Raw genomic sequence first — 19,640 nt, forward strand, 5'->3', positions numbered from 1 at the left:
ATTTAATGGGACTCACTAAATCTTTTGATTATTTAAAAGGGCCGCGTTTAATAAAAAAGCCCCGCATAAAGCGAGGCTTAAGTCTTAAAAATATGAGTTACAAATTTCGAATTTCTTCTTCGGAGAGGGAGGTCTGCTTGGCGATAATATTTACAGGAATTCCCGCATCGCGGAAACCTTTCGCCATTTCCCTGCGGGCATTCAAATCGCCGATTTCAATTCCTTCGTTACGACCTTCTTCGTATTTTGCAGCAAGCGCCTTTTCTTCGGCTTCGGCGATGCTCTCGTAGCCGTAGGCTTCGGATGTCTTGATGAAGTCCATTTTGAGTTCCTCCTTTTCCTCCGAGGGGATCAACGCCTTCAAATATATAAATGTTTCCGTGATGAAGCTTTCCGCCTCCTTTCGGGGGAGTTTCGGCTTAATAGAGAGCTGAGTGCCAATGAGAAAAGCCCCGCACAAAGCGAGGCTTGGATTTGAAAATGTGAATTATAGATTTCGGATTTCCTCTTCGGAAAGGCCAGAAACATTCGCAATGAGGTCTAGAGATGCTCCATTGTTTTTAAGAGCTTTCGCCATTTCCCGCCGTTCTGCATACCTGCCTTTTTCAACACCAATTTCAATACCTTCCTCCCGTCCCCTTTCCATACCAATCCCGATGCCTTCGTCGCGACCCTTTTCAAATCCAATTCCGATGCCTTCCTCGTATTTTGCGGCGAGGGCCTTTTCTTCGGCTTCGGCGATGGTTTCGTAGCCGTAGGCTTCGGATGTCTTGATGAAGTCCATTTTGAGTTCCTCCTTTTCCTCCGAGGGGATCAACGCCTTCAAATATATAAATGTTTCCGTGATGAAGCTTTCCGCCTCCTCTCGGGGGAGTTCCTTGAGAGTTCGGATGGCCGTTTGCAAGTGCGCGTGCATCGCCTTGCTGTGGAACACGTATTTCATCGCCACGAGGGCGAGCGCAATTTTGGGGGAAAGCTTCCCGATTTCCTCCGGATCGAAGGCGTTTCCGATATCGACGAGTTCAAGCCTGAACGGCAATCCGATGTTCCGGTAGTATTTCGGATAGTTTGGGAACATCGTTTTATTTTCCAGATTCCAGCTTTCCCTGCCGTTGTAGAAGACGATGGCGACTGTCGGGATGTTCCTCTGGTTTTTCGCCATGATGTGGTACCAGTACTTGACGAGCTGAGCAATGATGTTCGGGTCCTTTGAGGACTTGTGCTCCTCGAGGATGCCGACGAGAAGGTCGGCTGTGCGTTCTTTTCCGAATTGTTCGGAATCGCGATTTCTTTCGCCGTCGGCGATTCTGACGGTGAACGCCAAGTCCGCATAGCCGAAGCTTTCCGTGTCGCTGAAGGATTCGGAGATTTCCGTGAGGGTCGAGAGGTCCACGGTCTTCAGGAATTCGGCGAGGCTTTCGTTGTGCCTGGCGGCGAGCCTCAGGAGTTCCGCGGCGCGTTCCGGAGCCTTGAAGACGGAGCGGAAATAGGAATCGTGCCCGGTGCGGGCGTTTGCGTTGTTTTCTTTCATGGATTTCCTCGTTGGAATGCGGACTTCCCCAAACGAAAGCCCATGATGTACAACGCGCGAACGGGCGATTTTAGGAAAAATTTTTTCTGTAAAATGTTTTTTTTGCAACGTTCCTTCTGGGAATGTCGCATCCGAATTTATAGCAAGCTGCGTGGGCAACAAAGTGATTTGCGCATTTTCGTGTGTCTGAAAGGAGAGGCAAAGCCGCATCTTCCGTTTCACGCAGAATGCCGACTTCTTTCACAAAAAGAGACTTCCCTTTGGTGAATGATCAAAACCGGATTTTTATAAAGAATTGACAAATGTGTGTTTTTTACATTAAAGAAGAACTCATGCAAGGAGGTCTCCATGGAAAAATTGTTCTCTTCTTTGCTGTTGACAAGTTACGCGTCTACGACATCGGGCAGAGTGTCTAAACCGGCAAAAGGAAAATTTTTATAAACGTAGTGCAATTTGTAGTAAAATGTTTTATATTGTCTTTTGTGATTGTAGTAAACGTTGTAGTAATTAGACGTGACAATTCATCGTTCAAAAAGGAGTGCTTATGAATATCAGAAAACGAAGTGGCGGAAATTCCGCAGAAACGTCGGCATTTTTTTCAAAAATTTTAAACTAAAAATTTAACATCAAAAGGGTAATTCAATGGGAATGTGGTTGTCTATAAAATCGGCAATGATGAAATCGGTGCTTTTTCTAGGGCTTGCGCTTGCGACGAATTCGATGGCGCAAACGATACAGAATGATGAATTTTGGAAAGATACCGATGGAAATTTTATCTACTCGCAGGGTGGGGGAGTATTGCAAGTGGGCGATACCTATTATTGGTATGGCGTCAAATATAACGGTGCGGTCACTTATGCGGCAAACCCGACGAGTAAAAATAGCGACATCGGTTTTGCGGGTGTGACTTGCTATTCTTCCAAGGATTTGGTCAATTGGAAATTTGAAGGTATTGTTTTAAAACCGGATCAGGCTGCTGCGGGGTGGTTTGGTCGCATTGGTGTTGCTTATAACAAGAATTCCAAAAAATACGTGCTGGCTGGTCAAGGAGGAAGCCCCAGTTGGGAATTTGGCGAATATTTTGCCACCAGCGATTCTCCTACAGGTCCGTTTAAATTCGCTCGCGTTCAAACGGATTTGAGTTTCTTGGTGAATGGCGGAACAGGTGACCAGACCGTTTTTCAAGATGATGATGGAAAAGCTTACATCATCTGCTCCAATGTGAAAGGTCGAACTAATTTGTATGTATCCCAACTCCGGGATTCCGATTTTTTGGAAATGGAGGCGTCCAAAACAGTGAATATCCATAAGAGCCGCGTGGGCGGTCGTGAAGGGAATGCCATGTTCAAACACGATGGCGTGTATTATTTCTGTTCCTCCGATTTGCACGGTTGGAACACCTCGCAAACGTACTGTATGTCGGCGACGAATATCTTTGGGCCTTATAGCGAGGAATTTGTATTGGAAGGCACGCAACACGATTTTAGCCATGTGACGCAAACGGGATTCTTCATTATGGTCAATGGCACGAAGGGTTCTTTTGTCGTGAATGCGGGTGATCGTTGGAGCGACTTTGCAGGAAACGGTCTCGGCTTTAACCAATGGCTTCCCATTTCTTTTGAAAGCGGAAAGCCGGTTTTCCATTCCTTAAGTCAATGGAATATCAATGTGAAAGAAGGAACATGGTCGGTGGGACAAGGAAACAATTATTGCTTGAATCCTTCTTTTGAAGCGGATCGTGTAAATCAAACGTGGCTAACGGGATGGAAATTGGCAAGTACTAGCAGTGAAAACATCAATAACTCCAAGAAAAAGCGCACTGGTCGCTGGAGCCTTTATTTGACAGGGAAACAGACGGCTTATCAAACGGTAAATGTTCCCAATGGTACATATAAATTAAGCGGTTATGTACAAAGTAGCGGAGGACAAAATTCTGCCAAGTTATTTGCTAAAGATATGGGAAGTGGAGAAGCGGCAGCCAATATAACCGCAAACTCCAACTGGGTAAAAGTTCAAACGAACTCTTTTGAAGTAACTTCGGGAAAGGTGACCTTGGGATTAGAGGTGAACGGTTCTTCTGATCAATGGATCGCTATCGACGATGTGGAACTGATTCAAGAAAAAAGCGCAGAAATAAATCCCCCCGAAATCAAGGATTTGGACGTAGTCAGTAAAGATTCTGTGATTTATGAAGCGGAAGAAGGCTACATCGGCAATGGGGTTGTAGAATCTTTGCACGAAGGATTTTCGGGAGATGCCTATGTGAATTTGGATAACGAGGTCGGAAGTTTCTTACAAATCGCCGTATGGAATTCTACTTCCGGCAAGCGGGATTTCAAAATGATTTATGCCAACGGTGGCAAAACTTCCAGGCTGATACAAATTCTTGTTAACGATACCCTTCAGATAGACTCGCTGGATTTGGCAATCACCAGCTCTTGGACGGATTGGACCGAGGAAAGATTTTCGCTGGAACTGCCTAAAGGCAAAAGCATCATTACCATACAATCCCTTACGGCAGAGGGCACTCCGAATTTAGACCGCATCGAATATGTAATCGAAAATGTTACCGCTATACGAAAAAGAAATATTTCGGCTGGTTTAAAAATGCGAAAAAACGCCCGTGCATTCTATATCAACGGACGTACGGTTAATGAAAATCGTCCCCTTCCTTCAAAAATGAAGGTATATTTAAAATAAGTTTTTGGAGTGTTTGTATGAAGAAAAATCATTTAATCGGAGGCGTTCGCCTTTGGGCTGCAGTCGGTATTTTGGCGGTCGCCCATGCCTATGGATCTACCTACTATGTCGCAGTGGACGGTAACGACCTTAATTCGGGAACCATGGAGCTGCCCTTTGCATCTTTGGCAAAGGCCAACGCAATCGTTACCGCTGGTGATACGGTATGGATTCGAGGCGGTGTTTACAACATTGTGGACACTACCTATGTGCGAAATGACGGTATGTCCGCCGGCATTTTTTTGAACAAGAGCGGCACCAGCGACGACAATCGAATCCATTACATGGCTTATCCGGGCGAGCAACCGATTTTTGATTTTTCGAATTTAAAAATTGGCCAGGCCTACAGTCACATTGGCAGCGTGGACAGCATCATGTACACGCCGGGCATTTTAATTCAAGCCCGCTACTTGCATTTGAAGGGATTGGAATTCCGAAACGTCCCCATGAAATACAACTCCAATGTGGGGGTCTATATCGCCCGCAGTAAGCATATCTTTTTAGAACAAATTAACAGCCACCATAACAAGGGAGCGGGTTTCTTTGTAAACGAAAAAGGCACAGGAAGCGGCGGCGGTCATTACTTCTTGAATTGCGATAGCCATGACAATTACGATCCTAACGGTCGTCAGGGCGACGGTGAAAATGCAGACGGCTTTGGCGTACATTACCAGAGTTCCGGGGACACCACCCGTTTTTACGGTTGTCGCGCTTGGTGGAATAGCGATGATGGCTGGGATTTTATCAGCCAGGAATTTCCGGTAATCGTGGAAAACAGTTGGGCGATGGGACATGGCTACAGCAATTACGGAACCGCGAAACCCGCCAATGCCAATGGCAACGGTTTCAAGGCGGGCAGCAGCAAAACTGGCAACGGTCGGCACATCATCAAAAATTGCATCGCTTGGAAAAACAAAGCATCCGGCTTTTACGCAAACCACAGCAGCGTCGGCAATTACTGGTATAACAATACCGCTTATAGCAACGGCACCGCTTTTAACATGTGGGCAAGCACTTGGGACGAATCCGACAACCGAACCGACGGTGTGATTCTCACGGGTGACAAAGCCCATATCATGAAAAACAATATCGCATTTCCCAATAAAACCGCATACATCGGCGGGGATTATGTCAGCGGAGAATACAATACCTGGAATTTGAACATCACGTCGGCAGAATCGGATTTTTTGAGCGTGGACGATCCCAGTATGACCATCACCGGTCAAGGCCTCTCCCTTATTGCCGGAATGTTGGGACCTCGCCAAAGCGACGGCAGTTTGCCGGATCTCGATTTCCTGAAGCTCCGAGAAAACAGTCAAATGATTGACAAAGGTGTTGATGTGGGTTTGCCTTACATGGGAAACGCGCCGGATTTAGGAGCTTATGAATTCGGAATCGTTTTGCAGAGTTCCTCTTCGATTGAATTTTCTTCTAGCTCAGAAGCGCTTGTGCCCGAAAGTTCTTCTGCGGTAGAATCGTCGAGTTCTCAAGGATTTGGGGAAAATTCGTCCAGCTCGGAAACCGTGACTTCCATCCTCAATCGCCCTGATGCGATGATTGTTCCCAACGGAGAGATGCAAGTCTTTGATGCCCAAGGGAAATTTTTGGGAGGACGAATTCCGTCTCAAGCGGGAATCTACCTTGTTCGGCAAGGAAACTCGATTTTCCGGATTCGAAAGCGGTAGGCGAGGAAACGGCTCGGCGGTCTGGAAACAGGCCGCTTTTTTGTTGATATTTTCAGTTGTTCGTTTTTGTGCTATCCTTGCTTCTCCGCTCTTGCAACTTGGGATGGTGAAAGTAAACCGCTAACAACGTCCCGTCGGCTATGAATCACTGGATCTTTAGTAAAGAAATTTTTTAGAGTTTTTTTTACTATAAAAACAACTACAATTTTAAATGGAAAAATGGCTCTTCATCAACATGTGTGGGTGGCTTCGCCACCCTTTTTTGTTGACTTTCGCCTAAATTAAACAAAAAATGGGCTATTTTCTAAAATTTAATCGCCAAAAAAAACAGAAGAAAAAGCCCATGTCAAAATTATACAAATCCATCTTCAATGTCAACGGCTGTTCAGTCGTCAAGCAGGAGCAAACCGACACCACGGTCACCATCACGGTAAGACTCACCAAGGGCAACGCCAGCAGGTGCGGCTGTTGCGGGCGAAAAGGGAAACTCTACGACAACGGCCGGGAACAGAGGGTGTGGCGGACGCTCGATCTCGGCACGAAAATGGGCTTCATCAAGATGGACACCTACAGGGTGAAGTGCAGGAAGTGCGGCGTAAAAACCGTGAAGGTGCCGTGGGCAAGCCACAGGTCAGGCTTTACCGACGCCTTCGAGCAGCAAGTCGCATGGGCCGTATGCAGCATGTCGAAAAAGGCTGTCGCAAAGCAGCTACGCATCGCCTGGAATACCGTGGGAGAAATCGCCGACCGCGTATGGGAACGCCTGGACACAAGGCCTATCAAGGCAGGCTGCATCTTCAGGCGCATAGGCATCGACGAGACCAGCTACAAGAAAGGGCACAAGTACATAACGGTGGTAGTGGATCACGACAGGCGCTGCGTGATCTGGGTACACGAGGGCTACGGGAAGGAGGTGCTGGACATCTTCATGAGGGAACTCAGCGAAGAGCAGCGCAAGGGCGTGGAGCTTGTGACTTGTGACGGAGCCAAGTGGATAAGGTCAAGCATCGAGGAGTTCCTGCCCAATGCCGAACGGTGCGTGGACAGCTTCCATGTCGTACAGTGGGCGACAGAAGCCCTGGACAAGGTCCGTGTGGAAGCCTGGAAGGAGGCCCGCAAGGAAAACCGCAATCAGAAACGGGGCCGAGGCAGGCCCACGAAGGATAGCGTCCCGAAGGACCGCACCGCGGAGGGGATAAAGAACTCCAGGTACGCTCTGGGCAAGGCTCCAGAGAACCTTAACGAAAGCCAGCAGAGAAAAATAGAACTCATAGCAAGCCGCTATCCGCGTCTCTACAGGGCATACCAGCTCAAGGAGGAACTGCGCATCATCCTGAAGATGGGCTATGACGATGCCAGGGAAAATCTGGACAGGTGGCTGTGGCGTGCAAGCCACTCACGCATCGGCTCAGTAAAGGATCTGTACGCAAAGATCAAGCGTAACTACGACGGAATCCTCAACACAATCAGGCTGGGCGTGTCAAACGCAAGGATCGAGGCGACGAACAACAAGATAAAGCTACTGATACGGACTGCCTATGGCTTCAGGAACATGAACAACATGCTGTCGCTGATAATGTTGAGCTGTTCCTATGTCGATGTAAAGATAGCCTACGAATGGGAATCGGAATCGAGAGAATCATCTAGCAAGGCTGCCTAAATGCTACCACACATGTTGATGATGCCTCGGAAAAATTTTAAATTTTAGAGCATGAGCGCGTTCGTAAATATTTTTGACTTCACTAAATTTCGCAAGTATCTGGCGGCGTATCAAGAAATTCGTCAGCAATCGGAGCCGACATTTTCGCGGACCGAGTTCTGCATCCGATTGGGATTGCCGAATACGCGGAGCTACTTCAATGATGTAGTGCATGGCAAAAGAGTTTCTGAAAACATGTTGGAAAGATTTATTCGCGTTCTCGAACTCAAAGCGAACGAAGCCAAATATTTTAAAGCGATGGTGCATTTTGATCAGGGGAAAACATCCCAAGCCCGAGAATTTGCATTTGATGAAATGATGCGCCTGAACAAGACGCCGCAAGCGATTGTCGATCCGGACTCCTACGATTTTTTTGGAAATTGGTATAATAGCACGGTTTACGCGATTCTCGAAGTGATGGATGTCGGGGATGATCTTTCAGAACTTGCTCAAAAAATTTTTCCACCGGTCAGCGAAAAGCATTTACAGGTAAGCCTTTCCCTAATGCAAAAAATGAAGTTGATTCACCGCGATGAGCGCGGTTTCTGGAAGCCGACCAAGGAAAGCATCGCGACTGTCCAACAAAGTAAAAACCGGATGGTCTTGCGTTTTCAAAAGCAGTGCCTAGAGTTGTCCAAACAGGCTCTTGAATCCGAAGGCGTCCAGTCTCGGGATATGACGACGTTCACTTTTGCAGTATCGAAAAAAGCCCAGGAACAAGTGGAAAAAGCCGCAGAAATGTTCAAAGCGAAAGTCCGTGAAATCGTCATTGCCGACAGGGAAACGCCGACACTTGTAGAGCACATCAATCTGCATGTGTTCAGCAATTTGAAAAATGAAGAATCTTTGAAAAATGCGCAAGGGGAATTGTTATGAAGAATTGTTTGTCGATTTATCGAAATTTATGGAGCGTAGTGTTCGTTCTTACTTTGCATTTTCTATCGGCGTGTAGCGAAAATGTCGGCTCGACCGGAGATAGCGCAGGCATTCTAATTGAAACCAATACGGGAAATCGGCAAGTTGCTTGTGTTGTTGTCGCTACGGATCTCTGGGATTTGGAACCGCAAGATTTGGTTTCGCTTGTATTGTCGATTCGCGATACTGCCGGCGATACCGTTTATATCTATGAAAATGAATATTTAAAAGTCGTCGATTCCGCTTCGGTGGAATCGGGAAAAATCGTTTTGGACAGCCTTCCGGAAGGATTATATAAATGGGTGACTGTGACCTCTGTGACTGGTGAAAGCAGGTCCATCGCCATCGATTGGAATATCGGTGGTGGGAAAACTTATTTTGTCGATGAGGACGGTGTTCTAAAAATTTCGAATGGAAATGTTGCCGAAGATTCCACTGATAGCGTGCGCATTGTGCTTCCGGCAGGTTTTGAATTTTTGGCAAATGTCGATGAAGTTTTCAAGGACGTGCCTTTTTCTCTGTCGCTGGACTCGGCGTTTCAAAATCCATGCCTTCTCGATGCCGATGGGGAAGTCGTGAATTTGAGCGTTTCTGGTAGCAGTTTTTCCGAAGCCAAAAAACATTATTGGGGAAAAATGCCGAAAGTGTCTTTTTCCGCAAATGGCAGCATTGATTTTGTTGTAGTGAATCTTTGTCAAGAATCGGATTCTATGGAAATTGCCCTCGGAACTTATGTGAACCATTTGGAAGGGAATACTTTTGGTTCAGAAACGGCTCGCGAGAAATTTAACCTTCCTGGAATTTGGGGAAATGCAGCCTGGTATGATTCCACGGATAGTTGGAACATGGTTGAAAATTTCGTCCCGTTTGTGGATGGCAAATACATGACCGCTTCTTTTTGGTTTCTTTTGGACAGCACGATGCAAGCGGGACCTGGTAAAAGCTATACGCGTATTTTGTCTGCCAAAAAGGATAGCGTAGGATTTATCGTCCAACGACGCGATACGACGGGTTCTATTAACTTGCGGATCGACGCTCGTAAAAATGGAGTTGGCGATTACAACAAGACCTTCGGAACCGCATTAAATGTTTTGGACGGCTCTTGGCACAATTATGCGTTTACGATTTTCGAAGACAGCGTGAAAATCTATTTGGACGGTGCGCTGTTGATCGCGTCGGAGTTTGATTCCGGAGAAGGTTTTGCGGACGTTAGCAACCCGGCAATCGGCTACGAGGCTCCGAACAACATTGTCGGCGGAATGGATGAACTATTTTTCTTTGACGGAATGCAAAGCGAGAATTGGATGAAGCTGTTCTATGCGTTGCAAATCGCAGAGAGATAGCGACTGTCCGCAGGCGTGCAGCCATCGAGAAAATAAATATGGGATTGCGCGGCGAATTGACCGTTCTCCGACCATAGGCTCTCCCCACAAACTCCTCTTTTGCGCATCGACGCGGGGTTATTGTCCAAGCATTGTGGATAGAATGTGAATCAATGTCGAAAAATTTTATATATTTCCAATGCAAATTTTTCACTTAACCAAAAGGCAAAAATATGGCTGCAAAAATCAAGTCTGTGAAGGCTCGTCAGATTTTGGACTCCCGTGGAAATCCGACTGTCGAAGCTGTTGTTGTTCTTGAATCCGGCGTCGAAGGCGTCGCCAAGGTTCCTAGCGGTGCTTCTACCGGCGTTCGCGAAGCTTGCGAACTCCGCGATGGCGGCAAGGCGTATTGTGGCAAGGGCACAACCAAGGCCGTGAAGAATGTCAATGAAAAGATTGCTTCGAAGAAGGGCATTATCGGCATGGACGCTTTCGACCAGAAAGCTGTTGATGACAAGATGATCGAACTCGACGGCGACCGTATGCGCAAGAATCATCTCGGCGCCAATGCGATTCTCGCTGTCTCCATGGCGGTTTGCGTTGCCGCTGCGAAAGAAGCCAAGCTCCCGCTTTACCAGTATATTGCGAAGCTCCACGGCACCAAGAAGCTCACTCTTCCGTGCCCGATGTGCAACGTCATCAACGGTGGCGCGCATTCTTCGGCTCCGATCGACTTCCAGGAATTCATGATTGCTCCGGTTGGCGCAAAGTCTTTCTCCGAAGGCCTCCAGATGGTCACGGAAATTTTCCACTCCCTCAAGAGCGTGCTCAAGAAGGGCGGTTTTGAAACGACCGTGGGTGACGAAGGCGGATTCGCTCCGGGCGTCGCCCTCAAGAAAGATGCGAAGTCCAAGTTCGGCTGGAAGATTACCGGCGTGATGACTTTGGAAAAAGCTCTGACCGCTCTCAAGGACGCAACGGAAGCTGCCGGTTACAAGTTCGGCAAGGACATCAAGATCGCTCTCGATGTCGCTTCTTCGGAATTCTGCGATCAGGAAGAAAAGAGCGAAAAGACCAAGTGGGACAAGAACAAGACCTACACTTTCAAGAAATCCACCGGCAAGACTTACAAGAGCGCACAGCTCGTCAAGTACTACGAAAAGATTGTGGACAAGTTCTCCATCTTCTCCATTGAAGACGGTCTCGATGAAAACGACTGGGCTGGCTGGAAGGTTCTTACCGAAGGTCTCGGCAAGAAAATCAACCTTGTCGGCGACGATCTGTTCGTTACCAACCCGACGATTTTCAACGAAGGCATCGAAGCGGGAATTGCCAACGCGATTCTTATCAAGGTGAACCAGGTCGGCTCTGTTTCGGAAACCCTTGCTGCCATCAAGACTGCGCAGGAAAAGGGCTACGCCCCGATCGTTTCCCATCGTTCCGGCGAAACGGAAGACACCTTCATTGCTGACCTCGCGGTGGGAACTGCCGCCGGCCAGATCAAGACCGGTTCGCTCTCTCGTACCGACCGCATTGCCAAGTACAACCGTCTTCTCGTGATCGAAGAAGAACTCGGCAAGAAGGCCGTTTACGCTGGCGATCCGCGCAAGTAATCGACTTTATTTGCAAAAGGAAGGCTCTCTTTTTAAGAGGGCCTTTTTTTGTGGGAAATGATATAATTCTCCACTAAACGCTCAAAATTTTTGGAGCAAATACTCTCACTTAAAAATTTTCCAAAGTGTGAATGTTTTTACTAGGGGGATTCTTTTTCAAACGGGGCGTTTTTTTTCACAAGGAGAATTTTTTTTAATGGAATGTTTCTTTCACAAAGTGAACTCTCCTTCAAAACGTGAATTTCTTTTTCACAAACTGAGTTTTTTTTCGCAGACGGCGAGATGCTTGCTCGCTATAAGTTTTAGCTGTTCCTCTTTTCCGATTTTCTCTAACAATTTGCCTCTAATCACTATTTCTTCTCCAAAATAATTTTTAAGGGTGGCCTTGAGTCTTTCCCCGAAGCGGCTTGTGTGGATAATAAAAATTTACAAACTTTGGCTGACGGGCTTTTTTGCGAAAATAACAAATGAAAAAAAATTTACACTCTCTGCATTATTGGAAAACAAATGTAAATTATGCACGTCAAGTTTAATCTGGACGTTCTTGTGCAGAAAAATCAAGAGGATTATAGATGAATTGTTTGAAAACGATCGCCAAAGGCACGGTCGCTTTGTCGGCGTGCTTTGGTATTTTGGTCGGTTGTGGCGGCCCCGATTCTACCGATGCCGCATCGGATACCTTGCCGAGAAAGGAAACCCTGTATCTTTCCGGTCAGCAGTGGGGAACTCCGAACTCGTTCAACCCGCTTGCTGAAAGTTGGAATGCCGCTTGGCCGGTTGGCGGTCGCTTCAACCTGATGTATGAACCGCTGATTACCTATAATACCTTGAACGGGCGCATGGAGTCGCTTCTCGGCACTCTGGTGGAAGAATTGTCCAATAACGACAGTGTTGTCGTCGATTTGAACCCGAAGGCGAAGTGGAGCGACGGCGTTCCTGTTTCTGCAAAGGACGTGAAGTTTATTTTTGAACTTGGGCACCATTATTCCGGTGTCGCCATCAATACTTCCGAGCAGATTACGGGAGTCAATGTACAGGTCGTCGCTACTGTGGATTCCGCTTCGGGCGATACGCTTTCCAAAGTAGAACGTCTTTCCTTTATGATTAACAAGAACGGGCGCAATAATCCGCTTTCTGTTCGCGACCTTCTTCAGGCGATTCGCATTGTTCCAGAACATATTTTCGGCAAGCTGATTGCGGAAAAGGGCAATTCGGTCGAAGAAGTCAAGAAATTGATGCTGGACAAGAACCCCGCCGATGGAAAGGAGCCGGTGATTTCGGGGCCTTATAATCTTTCTGGCTATTCGACGACAAAAATCATTTTGAAACGTCGGGATGATTATTGGGGAAATGAGGCACTTCATAATGGCAAGTTGCCTGCGCCGAAGTTCATCGTTCACCCGATTTACAAGTCGAACGAGCACAGCACGATCGCTTTGCGCGACGGCGACCTCGATGCTTCGATGAGCTTTGTTCCGCGCATCTGGCGCAAGGCGGGAGCGGACGTCCACGCGTGGTTTGACAAACCGCCGTATTTTGCCCCGGGCGCCATGCCGATGATGATGATCAATACGCTGCGCAAACCGTTGGACAACAAGTATTTCCGCCGGGCGATTGCTACTGCGATTGACTATGCGGCTATCCGTCAGTTCGCCGTTTCCAATTACACTTCCGAGCTGGAACCGGGTCTGATCATGCCGACGAACCTCGAAGGCAAGTATGTAAATAAGGAAGATTGCGACCAGTACGGTGTCAAGCTGAATCTCACCGGTCAGGAACGCATCGATTCCACGCAGGCTTTGCTCAAGCTTGCCGGAGTCAAATCCGTATTCAACGAAAGCGGCGTTCTGGACCACATGGAATACGAAAACGGCGAACGCATCAAGACGATTTTCATCACCAGTCCGAACGGCTGGACCGACTGGGAAGCGATGGTGACGATTGCTGTCGAAAGCCTGCGCAAGGCGGGACTGGACATTCGGGAAGGCTTTGTGGATGGCGGTCAATACTGGCCGGCGATGGGGCAAGGGAACTTTGACCTCGTGATGCACAAGCCGACCGCCGACGTGACGCCGTCTTTGCCTTGGAGCCGCTTTAACGAAGTGATGTCTTCTCGCGACTGGGCTCCTCTTGGAAGCTGGGCGGGAACGAATATCGGTCGATACAACCAGCCGGGCACTCCGAATTTCCGCCCGGAAGTGGACTCTCTTTTGACCCTTATCCCGTTGATGACGGATTCTGTGGCCATCGCTTCGGCGTATCGCACCCTGAACCGCATCTTTATGGAAGATCAGGTTTCCATCCCTCTCGCTTATTTGCCGGAACAGTATTACGAATACAGCGACCGCGTTTGGACGAATTGGCCTAATGCCAACAATCCGCAAGGTCTTCCGCAGCAGCTGCCGTGGATTGCTTATGGTACGAATATTCTTTGGAATTTACAGCTTCAAAAATAAGGACGAACAATGCTGAAACAGTATCCTACACTTCGTTATGTCCTGCAAAAAGGTTTTTGGTATTTCCTGACTTTTATTGTCGCGGTTGCCCTTAACTTTGCGCTTCCCCGCTTGGGTGAAAACAACCCGGTGGATATCGTGATGGGCAAAGCAGCCCAGGGACTTTCGCCCGAAGAAGCCATGCAGAAAAAAGAAACGCTGCTCAAGGCGTTCGGCATGGCCGAACTGGACGATTCGGGAAATCTCATCTATGATACCATTCCAGAAGTCGATGCCGCAGGCAAGGCCGTTCTGGATGAAAACGGGCAACTGAAAAAGGCGGTAACTCCTCGCTTGTCGTCCAACATTTCCCAGTTCTTCAGCTATCTGAAAAACGTTTTCCACGGCGATTTGGGCTTGTCTTACAGCCAGTATCCCAAGCCGGTTCTGGAAATCATCAAGGAATCTCTGCCTTGGACTTTGCTCATCCAGTTCCCGACTATTGTTCTCGGCTGGATTTTTGGAAACCTTCTCGGTGCGTTCGCAGCCTACAAGCGCGGCATTTTTGACAAGGTCTTCTTCCCGGTGGCAATGTTCTTGAACGGCATCCCGTATTTTGTGTTCGGTATGCTTTTGGTCGCCCTTTTCTCCATTACTTTGGGCTGGTTCCCGGCGATGAACGCTTACGGCATGGATGTGATTCCGGGCTTTAACTGGGCGTTCTTCAAGTCGGTCGCTTATTACTATGTGCTTCCGTTCTTCTCTTGCTTCCCGATTCTTCTTTCCGGCCAGGCGACGGGTATGCGTTCCATGGCGATTTATGAATTGGGAACGGACTATATGAAATATGCGAAATGGCTCGGCCTTCGCGAAGGCAAAATCATTTCCTATGTGTTCCGCAACGCGATGCTTCCGCAGCTTACTGGTCTTGCCCAGTCGCTCGGCGCGATGGTCGGCGGAGCTCTGATTACGGAAATGATTTTCTCTTATCCGGGTCTCGGCATGGCGATGCTTACCGCTATCCAGCAGAACGACTATGCGACTATTCAGGGATGCACTCTCATGATTTCGACTTGCGTCCTCGTGGCAAACTTCCTTGTGGACATCTTGATTGCCGTCTTTGATCCGCGCGTGAAGGCCGGCTTGCAGATGGGAGGTAAATAATTATGTGGAAACTTCTCAGAAACTTAATGAAGTCCCCGATGTTTGTTATCGGTGTCGGGATTTTCTTCCTGTCGCTTTTCGTGGCGATTTTGGGTCCGGTCTTTTACAATGTGGACATCAATGCCCGCGATATCGTCGCTGGTCCCTATGCCCCCTCTAGTTCGGAGCATCTTTTGGGAACCGACCATCTGGGGCGCGACTATGTATCGCTTTTGATTTCCGGATTGCGCTCCTCGCTCTATGTCGGCTTGATCGCTGGCGTGATTGCGACGACTATCGGCGTGTTTATCGGCTTGTTCGGCGGTTTCCGCGGCGGCTGGATCGATGAAATTCTGAACATGGGAACGAACCTTTTTATCGTCATCCCGCAGTTCGTGATTCTCGTTCTCATCAGCTCTGCCGTGAAGGAAGGCCGCTCCCTGACGCTCATCGGCCTGATTATCGGTTTGACTTCCTGGAGCTGGTCGGCTCGTGCCGTTCGCGCCCAGGCGTCTTCGCTTCGCAGCCGCGACCATATTTCGCTGGCCCGCATTAACGGGGCGAGTTCCTTGACGATTGTGGTCAAGCACGTTCTTCCGTATCTGCTTTCCTATGTGTTCATGGTGTTCATCATGCAGGTTTCTTCGGGAATCCTTTCCGAAGCTTCCATTTCCATGATTGGCCTCGGACCTCTGGATTCTACATCGCTTGGCATTATCTTGAACCAGGCGAAGGATAACGGAGCCCTTTCCGACAGTATTTGGATTGCTTTCCTCCCGGCAACTCTGGTCATCACTCTGACAGTCTTTGCCTTGTATTTGATCAATACTTCTATGGAAGGCGTCTTTAACCCGCGTCTGCGCAAATAAGAGGTGACGATATGTCCGAAAATGTATTTGAAGTAGAAAATCTCAGCCTCTATTACTTGGGCCGATTCGGCGACAAGACCCATGCGGTGACGAATGTTTCGTTCTCTATGAAGCAGGGCGAAATCTTGGGCATTGCTGGAGAATCCGGCTGCGGAAAGTCCACGCTGGTGTCCGGCCTTATGGGAATGTGCATTCCTCCGCTTTATCCGGAGTCCGGCGACGTTCGTGTTCGCAACGAGAAAGGCGAAATGGAATCCCTGATGAACCGTTCGATTGAAGACATCCGCTCCAATGTCCTTGCTCAGAAGGTTTCGATGATTCCGCAGGGTGCGTTCAACGCTTTGAACCCGGTTCGCAAAATCAAGGATATCGCCGCCGACGTAATCGCCGCTCATCAGGAAGCGGGCAAAAAGCTGGATCATAAGGAAATTTATGACCGCCTTTGCGAACGTTTCGACTTGTTCGGCATGGATACGACGCGGGTTTTGAACTCGTATCCGATTCAGCTGACCGCCGGTGAACGCCAGCGCTCGGTCATCGGCATTTCTACGCTCCTGAATCCGCAGATGGTGATTGCCGACGAACCGACTTCCGCTTTGGACGTTTCGACCCAGAAAGAAGTGATCAAGATGATTTTCGATTTGCTGGACAAGGGCATTTTCCAGACGATGATTTTCATCACTCACGAACTTCCGCTTCTGTATCATGTCGCCGACAATATCGCTATTATGTATGCGGGCGAAATCGTGGAAAAGGGGACTGCGGAACAGGTGGTGAAGGATTCTCGCCATCCTTATACCCAGGCTCTGATGGGCGCGATGCTCAGTACGGAAGCCAGCCAGCGGACTCGGCATCCGGTGGCAATTGAAGGCGCGCCGCCCAGTCTCCGAAACAAGATTGTCGGTTGCCGTTTTGAACCGCGTTGCCGTTTTGAAGGCAAGTGTGCTGAATGCGCAAAGAATACCCAGAATCTCCGCGTTGTCGGCGATCGTGATGTGAGGTGCGATTATGCAAAATGATAAGCCCGTAGTTTTTTCTGCAAAGGGTGTCAGCAAAACTTTTGGTGCTGGCAAAAATTTGAAGACCGCAGTCGATAATGTGACTTTCGATATTTACGATGAAGAATTCATTTCGATTGTCGGCGGTTCGGGCTGCGGAAAATCCGTGCTCGCCAAGATCATGCTGGGACTTCACAAGCCGACGACTGGAGAATTTTCCTATCGCGGACACGAAATCAAGAATCTGAAAGAACACTGGAACGAAGTCCAATTTGTTTTTCAGGATCCGTTCGGATGCTTCAACCAGTTTTTCACGATCCGCAGCCAGCTGGAAGATGCTCTGAACATTCTCAAGGACAAGCCGAGCAAGGAAGAAATTCGGCAGCGCGTTGACGAAGGCCTGTTGGCGGTGAACGTAAAGCCCGAAGATATTGAAGGCAAGTACCCGTTTGAACTTTCCGGCGGCCAGATGCAGCGCATGCTTCTCGCCCGAATTTTCGCTCTCCGGCCCAAAGTGCTTATCGCCGACGAAGCGACTTCGATGGTGGACGCCTGCGTGCGCGCCAACATTCTGGACTATCTTCGCAAATTGAAAGACCAGTTGAAGATGACGGTCGTGTTTGTGACTCACGACATCGGCCTCGCAAACTATGTGAGTGACCGTATCTTCATTATGCACGACGGAAAAATTGTGAACCAGGGAACTCCGGCTGAAGTGCTGGATCATACGACGGAGCCGAATACTCTGAAGCTGCTCGATGACATTCCCGAAGTCCACAAGACGGAATGGATACCGAACAGCCATCGTGCGAAAAAGGCTTAGTCGGCGTTCAAAATTGCTTTTCGAGATGCGTCGCTTCCTGGCGACGCTTCCTTGTATAAGGCGAATGTAAATCAAAAGGAGAATGCTATGGATTGGTGTGTAAAATTAAGAATCGGAGTGTTGGCGTTTGCCATGGCTTTGCCCGCCACTTCTTTTGCTGCGATAGATGTTCTGGTGGATTCCAGAGCGGGCATGCAAAAAATTTCCCCGTACATCTATGGTAAAAATATCACCGGGATAAACGATACGGAAAAAGATGCCCAGGACGAAACGAAAATCGCTTCGGAAGATTCTACCATTCAGCGGATGAATGAAATCGGATTTCGCTTTTTTCGGGCGAATAGTGGAAACAATGCGACGCGTTACAATTGGCGCAAAAAGCTGACCGTGCACCCGGACTGGTACAACAACGTCTATGAGCATAACTGGGACATAACCGCCAAAACGATTCAGGATAAACTTCCCGGTGCGAATGCCATGTATGCGCTCCAGCTTTCGGGGTATGCGGCTTCGACGACGGCGAACAATTTTAACGATTGGGATTTTTACCAGACGAATGGAGCTTGGGCGAAGTCCACACTGGATTTGGCGGGCGGGGGCGAGGTCTCTGCCGACGGGCAGACCGCGTTGAAAACGGGAGACTACAGGCTTTACAACGAAGAGTGGCCGGCGGATTCGACGGTCGCCATTTTGAATCATTGGAAGGACAATTTGAAGTTGGACATGAAAAGGTTTGAATACTGGAGCATGGACAACGAAATGGAAATTTGGGACGGAACGCACAGCGATTTGCCGCTGACCGTGACGCAGCAGTTTTTGGTAGAGCGCTATTTGGATGTCGCGAAGAAAGCGCGCGCCGCCTGGAAAGATGTGAAGCTGACGGGACCCGTGACCGCGAATGAATGGCAATGGTGCGGTGTCAAGAGCGACCCGAATGCGGGAGAGGATCGCAATTATTGCTGGCTGGAGTACTTTATCAAAAAAGTTGCCGAAGCGCAAAAGACGAGCGGCGTCAAATTGTTGGATGTTCTGGACATTCACTGGTATCCGGCGGAAAAATCATACGAAGAACGCATCAACTGGCACCGGGTATTTTTTGATACAACCTACGTTTATTCGGGAGCGAACGGCATAAAAAACGTCAATGGCGGCTGGGACAATTCCATCAACAAGGAATTTATTTTCAAACGCCTGAACGACTGGATGAACGCTTATTTCGGTGAAAATCACGGCATCGGATTGGGACTTACGGAAACGGACATTACGTCGGACGATGCCATGCTGACGGCTTTGGTTTATGCTTCTTTCCTGGGGACGTTCATGGATCATGGGGTTGAATTATTTTCTCCTTGGGGCTGGGGCGCAGGCATGGATGAAGTGGCGCACCTGTTCATTCGCTATGGGCATGATTTCCGGGTCGCATCGACTTCCAACAATGATTCGCTGGTGTCCGCCTATTCTTCGGTAACGGAAGCTCTGGATTCGATGACGATTATTTTGGTGAATCGATCCGAAAAGGAATCGCAGTCGGTGAATTTGTCCGTGGAAAATTTCGACGCCAATTCAGCGGCAAAAACTTTGACGCTTTCGGGATTGGTCGGCGAGACTTTTGTCTCCCACACGAAAAACGCACTCCAATCGGGAAATGCCGTTGTCGCAGCGGGAAAAATTTCTCTTGAACTTCCCGCCAAGTCCATTACGGCGATTCTTTTGACCAATCGGAACCCGAACGCGATTCCGAAAAGAGCGGTTCGCGCCGTTCCAAAAAAGACGGGCACTCCGAGATATGTAAATGGACGGGTCGCCAAGAAAAATCGAAACGCTTCCCATCCGATGCCGACGTTTGCCAAATAAGTCTTGACGAAATT

At 48.5% G+C, this 19,640-nt stretch carries 14 protein-coding genes; 12 read left to right on the forward strand and 2 right to left on the reverse strand.

Features of this window, described 5'->3' with window-relative positions:
• Positions 1–97: 97 nt before the first annotated feature.
• Together BGX14_RS15290 and BGX14_RS09035 are read right to left on the reverse strand one after the other, a co-directional pair.
• Complete coding sequence (locus tag BGX14_RS15290; protein WP_143394204.1) at positions 98–322, reverse strand: hypothetical protein; 225 nt, start codon at positions 320–322, stop codon at positions 98–100.
• A 165-nt stretch (positions 323–487) separates the two neighbouring features.
• Positions 488–1,531 carry an Rpn family recombination-promoting nuclease/putative transposase gene (locus BGX14_RS09035; RefSeq protein ID WP_158223280.1) on the reverse strand — a complete coding sequence of 348 codons (1,044 nt, stop codon included), beginning with the start codon at positions 1,529–1,531 and terminating at the stop codon, positions 488–490.
• Between the two features lie 648 nt (positions 1,532–2,179).
• Between BGX14_RS09035 and BGX14_RS09040 the strand changes: the two genes are divergently transcribed.
• From BGX14_RS09040 to BGX14_RS09100, 12 genes are all read left to right on the forward strand, one after another.
• Positions 2,180–4,231: a family 43 glycosylhydrolase gene (locus BGX14_RS09040; RefSeq protein WP_233126470.1), complete on the forward strand. Its 2,052-nt coding sequence runs from the start codon at positions 2,180–2,182 to the stop codon at positions 4,229–4,231.
• A gap of 17 nt (positions 4,232–4,248) precedes the next feature.
• Positions 4,249–5,955, forward strand: coding sequence for a right-handed parallel beta-helix repeat-containing protein (locus BGX14_RS09045; RefSeq protein WP_143394205.1), 1,707 nt, complete (start codon positions 4,249–4,251; stop codon positions 5,953–5,955).
• A 343-nt stretch (positions 5,956–6,298) separates the two neighbouring features.
• Positions 6,299–7,615: an ISL3 family transposase gene (locus tag BGX14_RS09050; protein WP_158223281.1), complete on the forward strand. Its 1,317-nt coding sequence runs from the start codon at positions 6,299–6,301 to the stop codon at positions 7,613–7,615.
• Between the two features lie 51 nt (positions 7,616–7,666).
• Positions 7,667–8,530 (forward strand): TIGR02147 family protein, encoded by an 864-nt coding sequence (locus tag BGX14_RS09055; RefSeq protein ID WP_078776977.1) that lies wholly within the window; start codon positions 7,667–7,669, stop codon positions 8,528–8,530.
• Positions 8,527–9,912 carry a LamG-like jellyroll fold domain-containing protein gene (locus BGX14_RS09060; protein WP_073305692.1) on the forward strand — a complete coding sequence of 462 codons (1,386 nt, stop codon included), beginning with the start codon at positions 8,527–8,529 and terminating at the stop codon, positions 9,910–9,912. The genes BGX14_RS09055 and BGX14_RS09060 overlap by 4 nt, the downstream gene beginning before the upstream one ends.
• A 212-nt stretch (positions 9,913–10,124) precedes the next feature.
• Positions 10,125–11,504 carry a phosphopyruvate hydratase gene (eno, locus tag BGX14_RS09065; protein WP_078776979.1) on the forward strand — a complete coding sequence of 460 codons (1,380 nt, stop codon included), beginning with the start codon at positions 10,125–10,127 and terminating at the stop codon, positions 11,502–11,504.
• A gap of 572 nt (positions 11,505–12,076) precedes the next feature.
• Positions 12,077–13,960: an ABC transporter substrate-binding protein gene (locus BGX14_RS09075; RefSeq protein ID WP_095879670.1), complete on the forward strand. Its 1,884-nt coding sequence runs from the start codon at positions 12,077–12,079 to the stop codon at positions 13,958–13,960.
• A gap of 9 nt (positions 13,961–13,969) precedes the next feature.
• Complete coding sequence (locus tag BGX14_RS09080) at positions 13,970–15,103, forward strand: ABC transporter permease (RefSeq protein ID WP_095879671.1); 1,134 nt, start codon at positions 13,970–13,972, stop codon at positions 15,101–15,103.
• A 38-nt stretch (positions 15,104–15,141) separates the two neighbouring features.
• Positions 15,142–15,951, forward strand: a complete 810-nt coding sequence (locus BGX14_RS09085; RefSeq protein WP_233126471.1) for an ABC transporter permease — start codon at positions 15,142–15,144, stop codon at positions 15,949–15,951.
• An 11-nt stretch (positions 15,952–15,962) separates the two neighbouring features.
• Positions 15,963–16,970 (forward strand): ABC transporter ATP-binding protein, encoded by a 1,008-nt coding sequence (locus BGX14_RS09090; RefSeq protein WP_073305681.1) that lies wholly within the window; start codon positions 15,963–15,965, stop codon positions 16,968–16,970.
• On the forward strand, positions 16,960–17,772 hold the full coding sequence (locus BGX14_RS09095; RefSeq protein ID WP_073305679.1) for an ABC transporter ATP-binding protein: 813 nt from the start codon (positions 16,960–16,962) through the stop codon (positions 17,770–17,772). Before BGX14_RS09090 ends, BGX14_RS09095 begins: the two co-directional genes overlap by 11 nt.
• Before the next feature lie 87 nt (positions 17,773–17,859).
• Positions 17,860–19,626 carry a glycoside hydrolase family 44 protein gene (locus BGX14_RS09100; protein WP_233126472.1) on the forward strand — a complete coding sequence of 589 codons (1,767 nt, stop codon included), beginning with the start codon at positions 17,860–17,862 and terminating at the stop codon, positions 19,624–19,626.
• Positions 19,627–19,640: the final 14 nt, after the last annotated feature.

The organism is Fibrobacter sp. UWS1 (genome assembly GCF_002300445.1).
Taxonomy (GTDB): Bacteria; Fibrobacterota; Fibrobacteria; order Fibrobacterales; family Fibrobacteraceae; genus Hallerella; species Hallerella intestinalis.

What these genes read in the sequence shown, in the direction of transcription:
- BGX14_RS09060 (WP_073305692.1), top strand. Translation starts at nt 8,527, where the DNA reads ATGAAGAATTGTTTGTCGATTTATCGAAATTTATGGAGCGTAGTGTTC.
- BGX14_RS15290 (WP_143394204.1), bottom strand. Translation starts at nt 322, where the DNA reads ATGGACTTCATCAAGACATCCGAAGCCTACGGCTACGAGAGCATCGCC.
- BGX14_RS09050 (WP_158223281.1), top strand. Translation starts at nt 6,299, where the DNA reads ATGTCAAAATTATACAAATCCATCTTCAATGTCAACGGCTGTTCAGTC.
- BGX14_RS09085 (WP_233126471.1), top strand. Translation starts at nt 15,142, where the DNA reads ATGTTTGTTATCGGTGTCGGGATTTTCTTCCTGTCGCTTTTCGTGGCG.
- BGX14_RS09080 (WP_095879671.1), top strand. Translation starts at nt 13,970, where the DNA reads ATGCTGAAACAGTATCCTACACTTCGTTATGTCCTGCAAAAAGGTTTT.
- BGX14_RS09040 (WP_233126470.1), top strand. Translation starts at nt 2,180, where the DNA reads ATGTGGTTGTCTATAAAATCGGCAATGATGAAATCGGTGCTTTTTCTA.
- BGX14_RS09055 (WP_078776977.1), top strand. Translation starts at nt 7,667, where the DNA reads ATGAGCGCGTTCGTAAATATTTTTGACTTCACTAAATTTCGCAAGTAT.
- eno (WP_078776979.1), top strand. Translation starts at nt 10,125, where the DNA reads ATGGCTGCAAAAATCAAGTCTGTGAAGGCTCGTCAGATTTTGGACTCC.
- BGX14_RS09075 (WP_095879670.1), top strand. Translation starts at nt 12,077, where the DNA reads ATGAATTGTTTGAAAACGATCGCCAAAGGCACGGTCGCTTTGTCGGCG.
- BGX14_RS09100 (WP_233126472.1), top strand. Translation starts at nt 17,860, where the DNA reads ATGGATTGGTGTGTAAAATTAAGAATCGGAGTGTTGGCGTTTGCCATG.
- BGX14_RS09035 (WP_158223280.1), bottom strand. Translation starts at nt 1,531, where the DNA reads ATGAAAGAAAACAACGCAAACGCCCGCACCGGGCACGATTCCTATTTC.
- BGX14_RS09095 (WP_073305679.1), top strand. Translation starts at nt 16,960, where the DNA reads ATGCAAAATGATAAGCCCGTAGTTTTTTCTGCAAAGGGTGTCAGCAAA.
- BGX14_RS09045 (WP_143394205.1), top strand. Translation starts at nt 4,249, where the DNA reads ATGAAGAAAAATCATTTAATCGGAGGCGTTCGCCTTTGGGCTGCAGTC.
- BGX14_RS09090 (WP_073305681.1), top strand. Translation starts at nt 15,963, where the DNA reads ATGTCCGAAAATGTATTTGAAGTAGAAAATCTCAGCCTCTATTACTTG.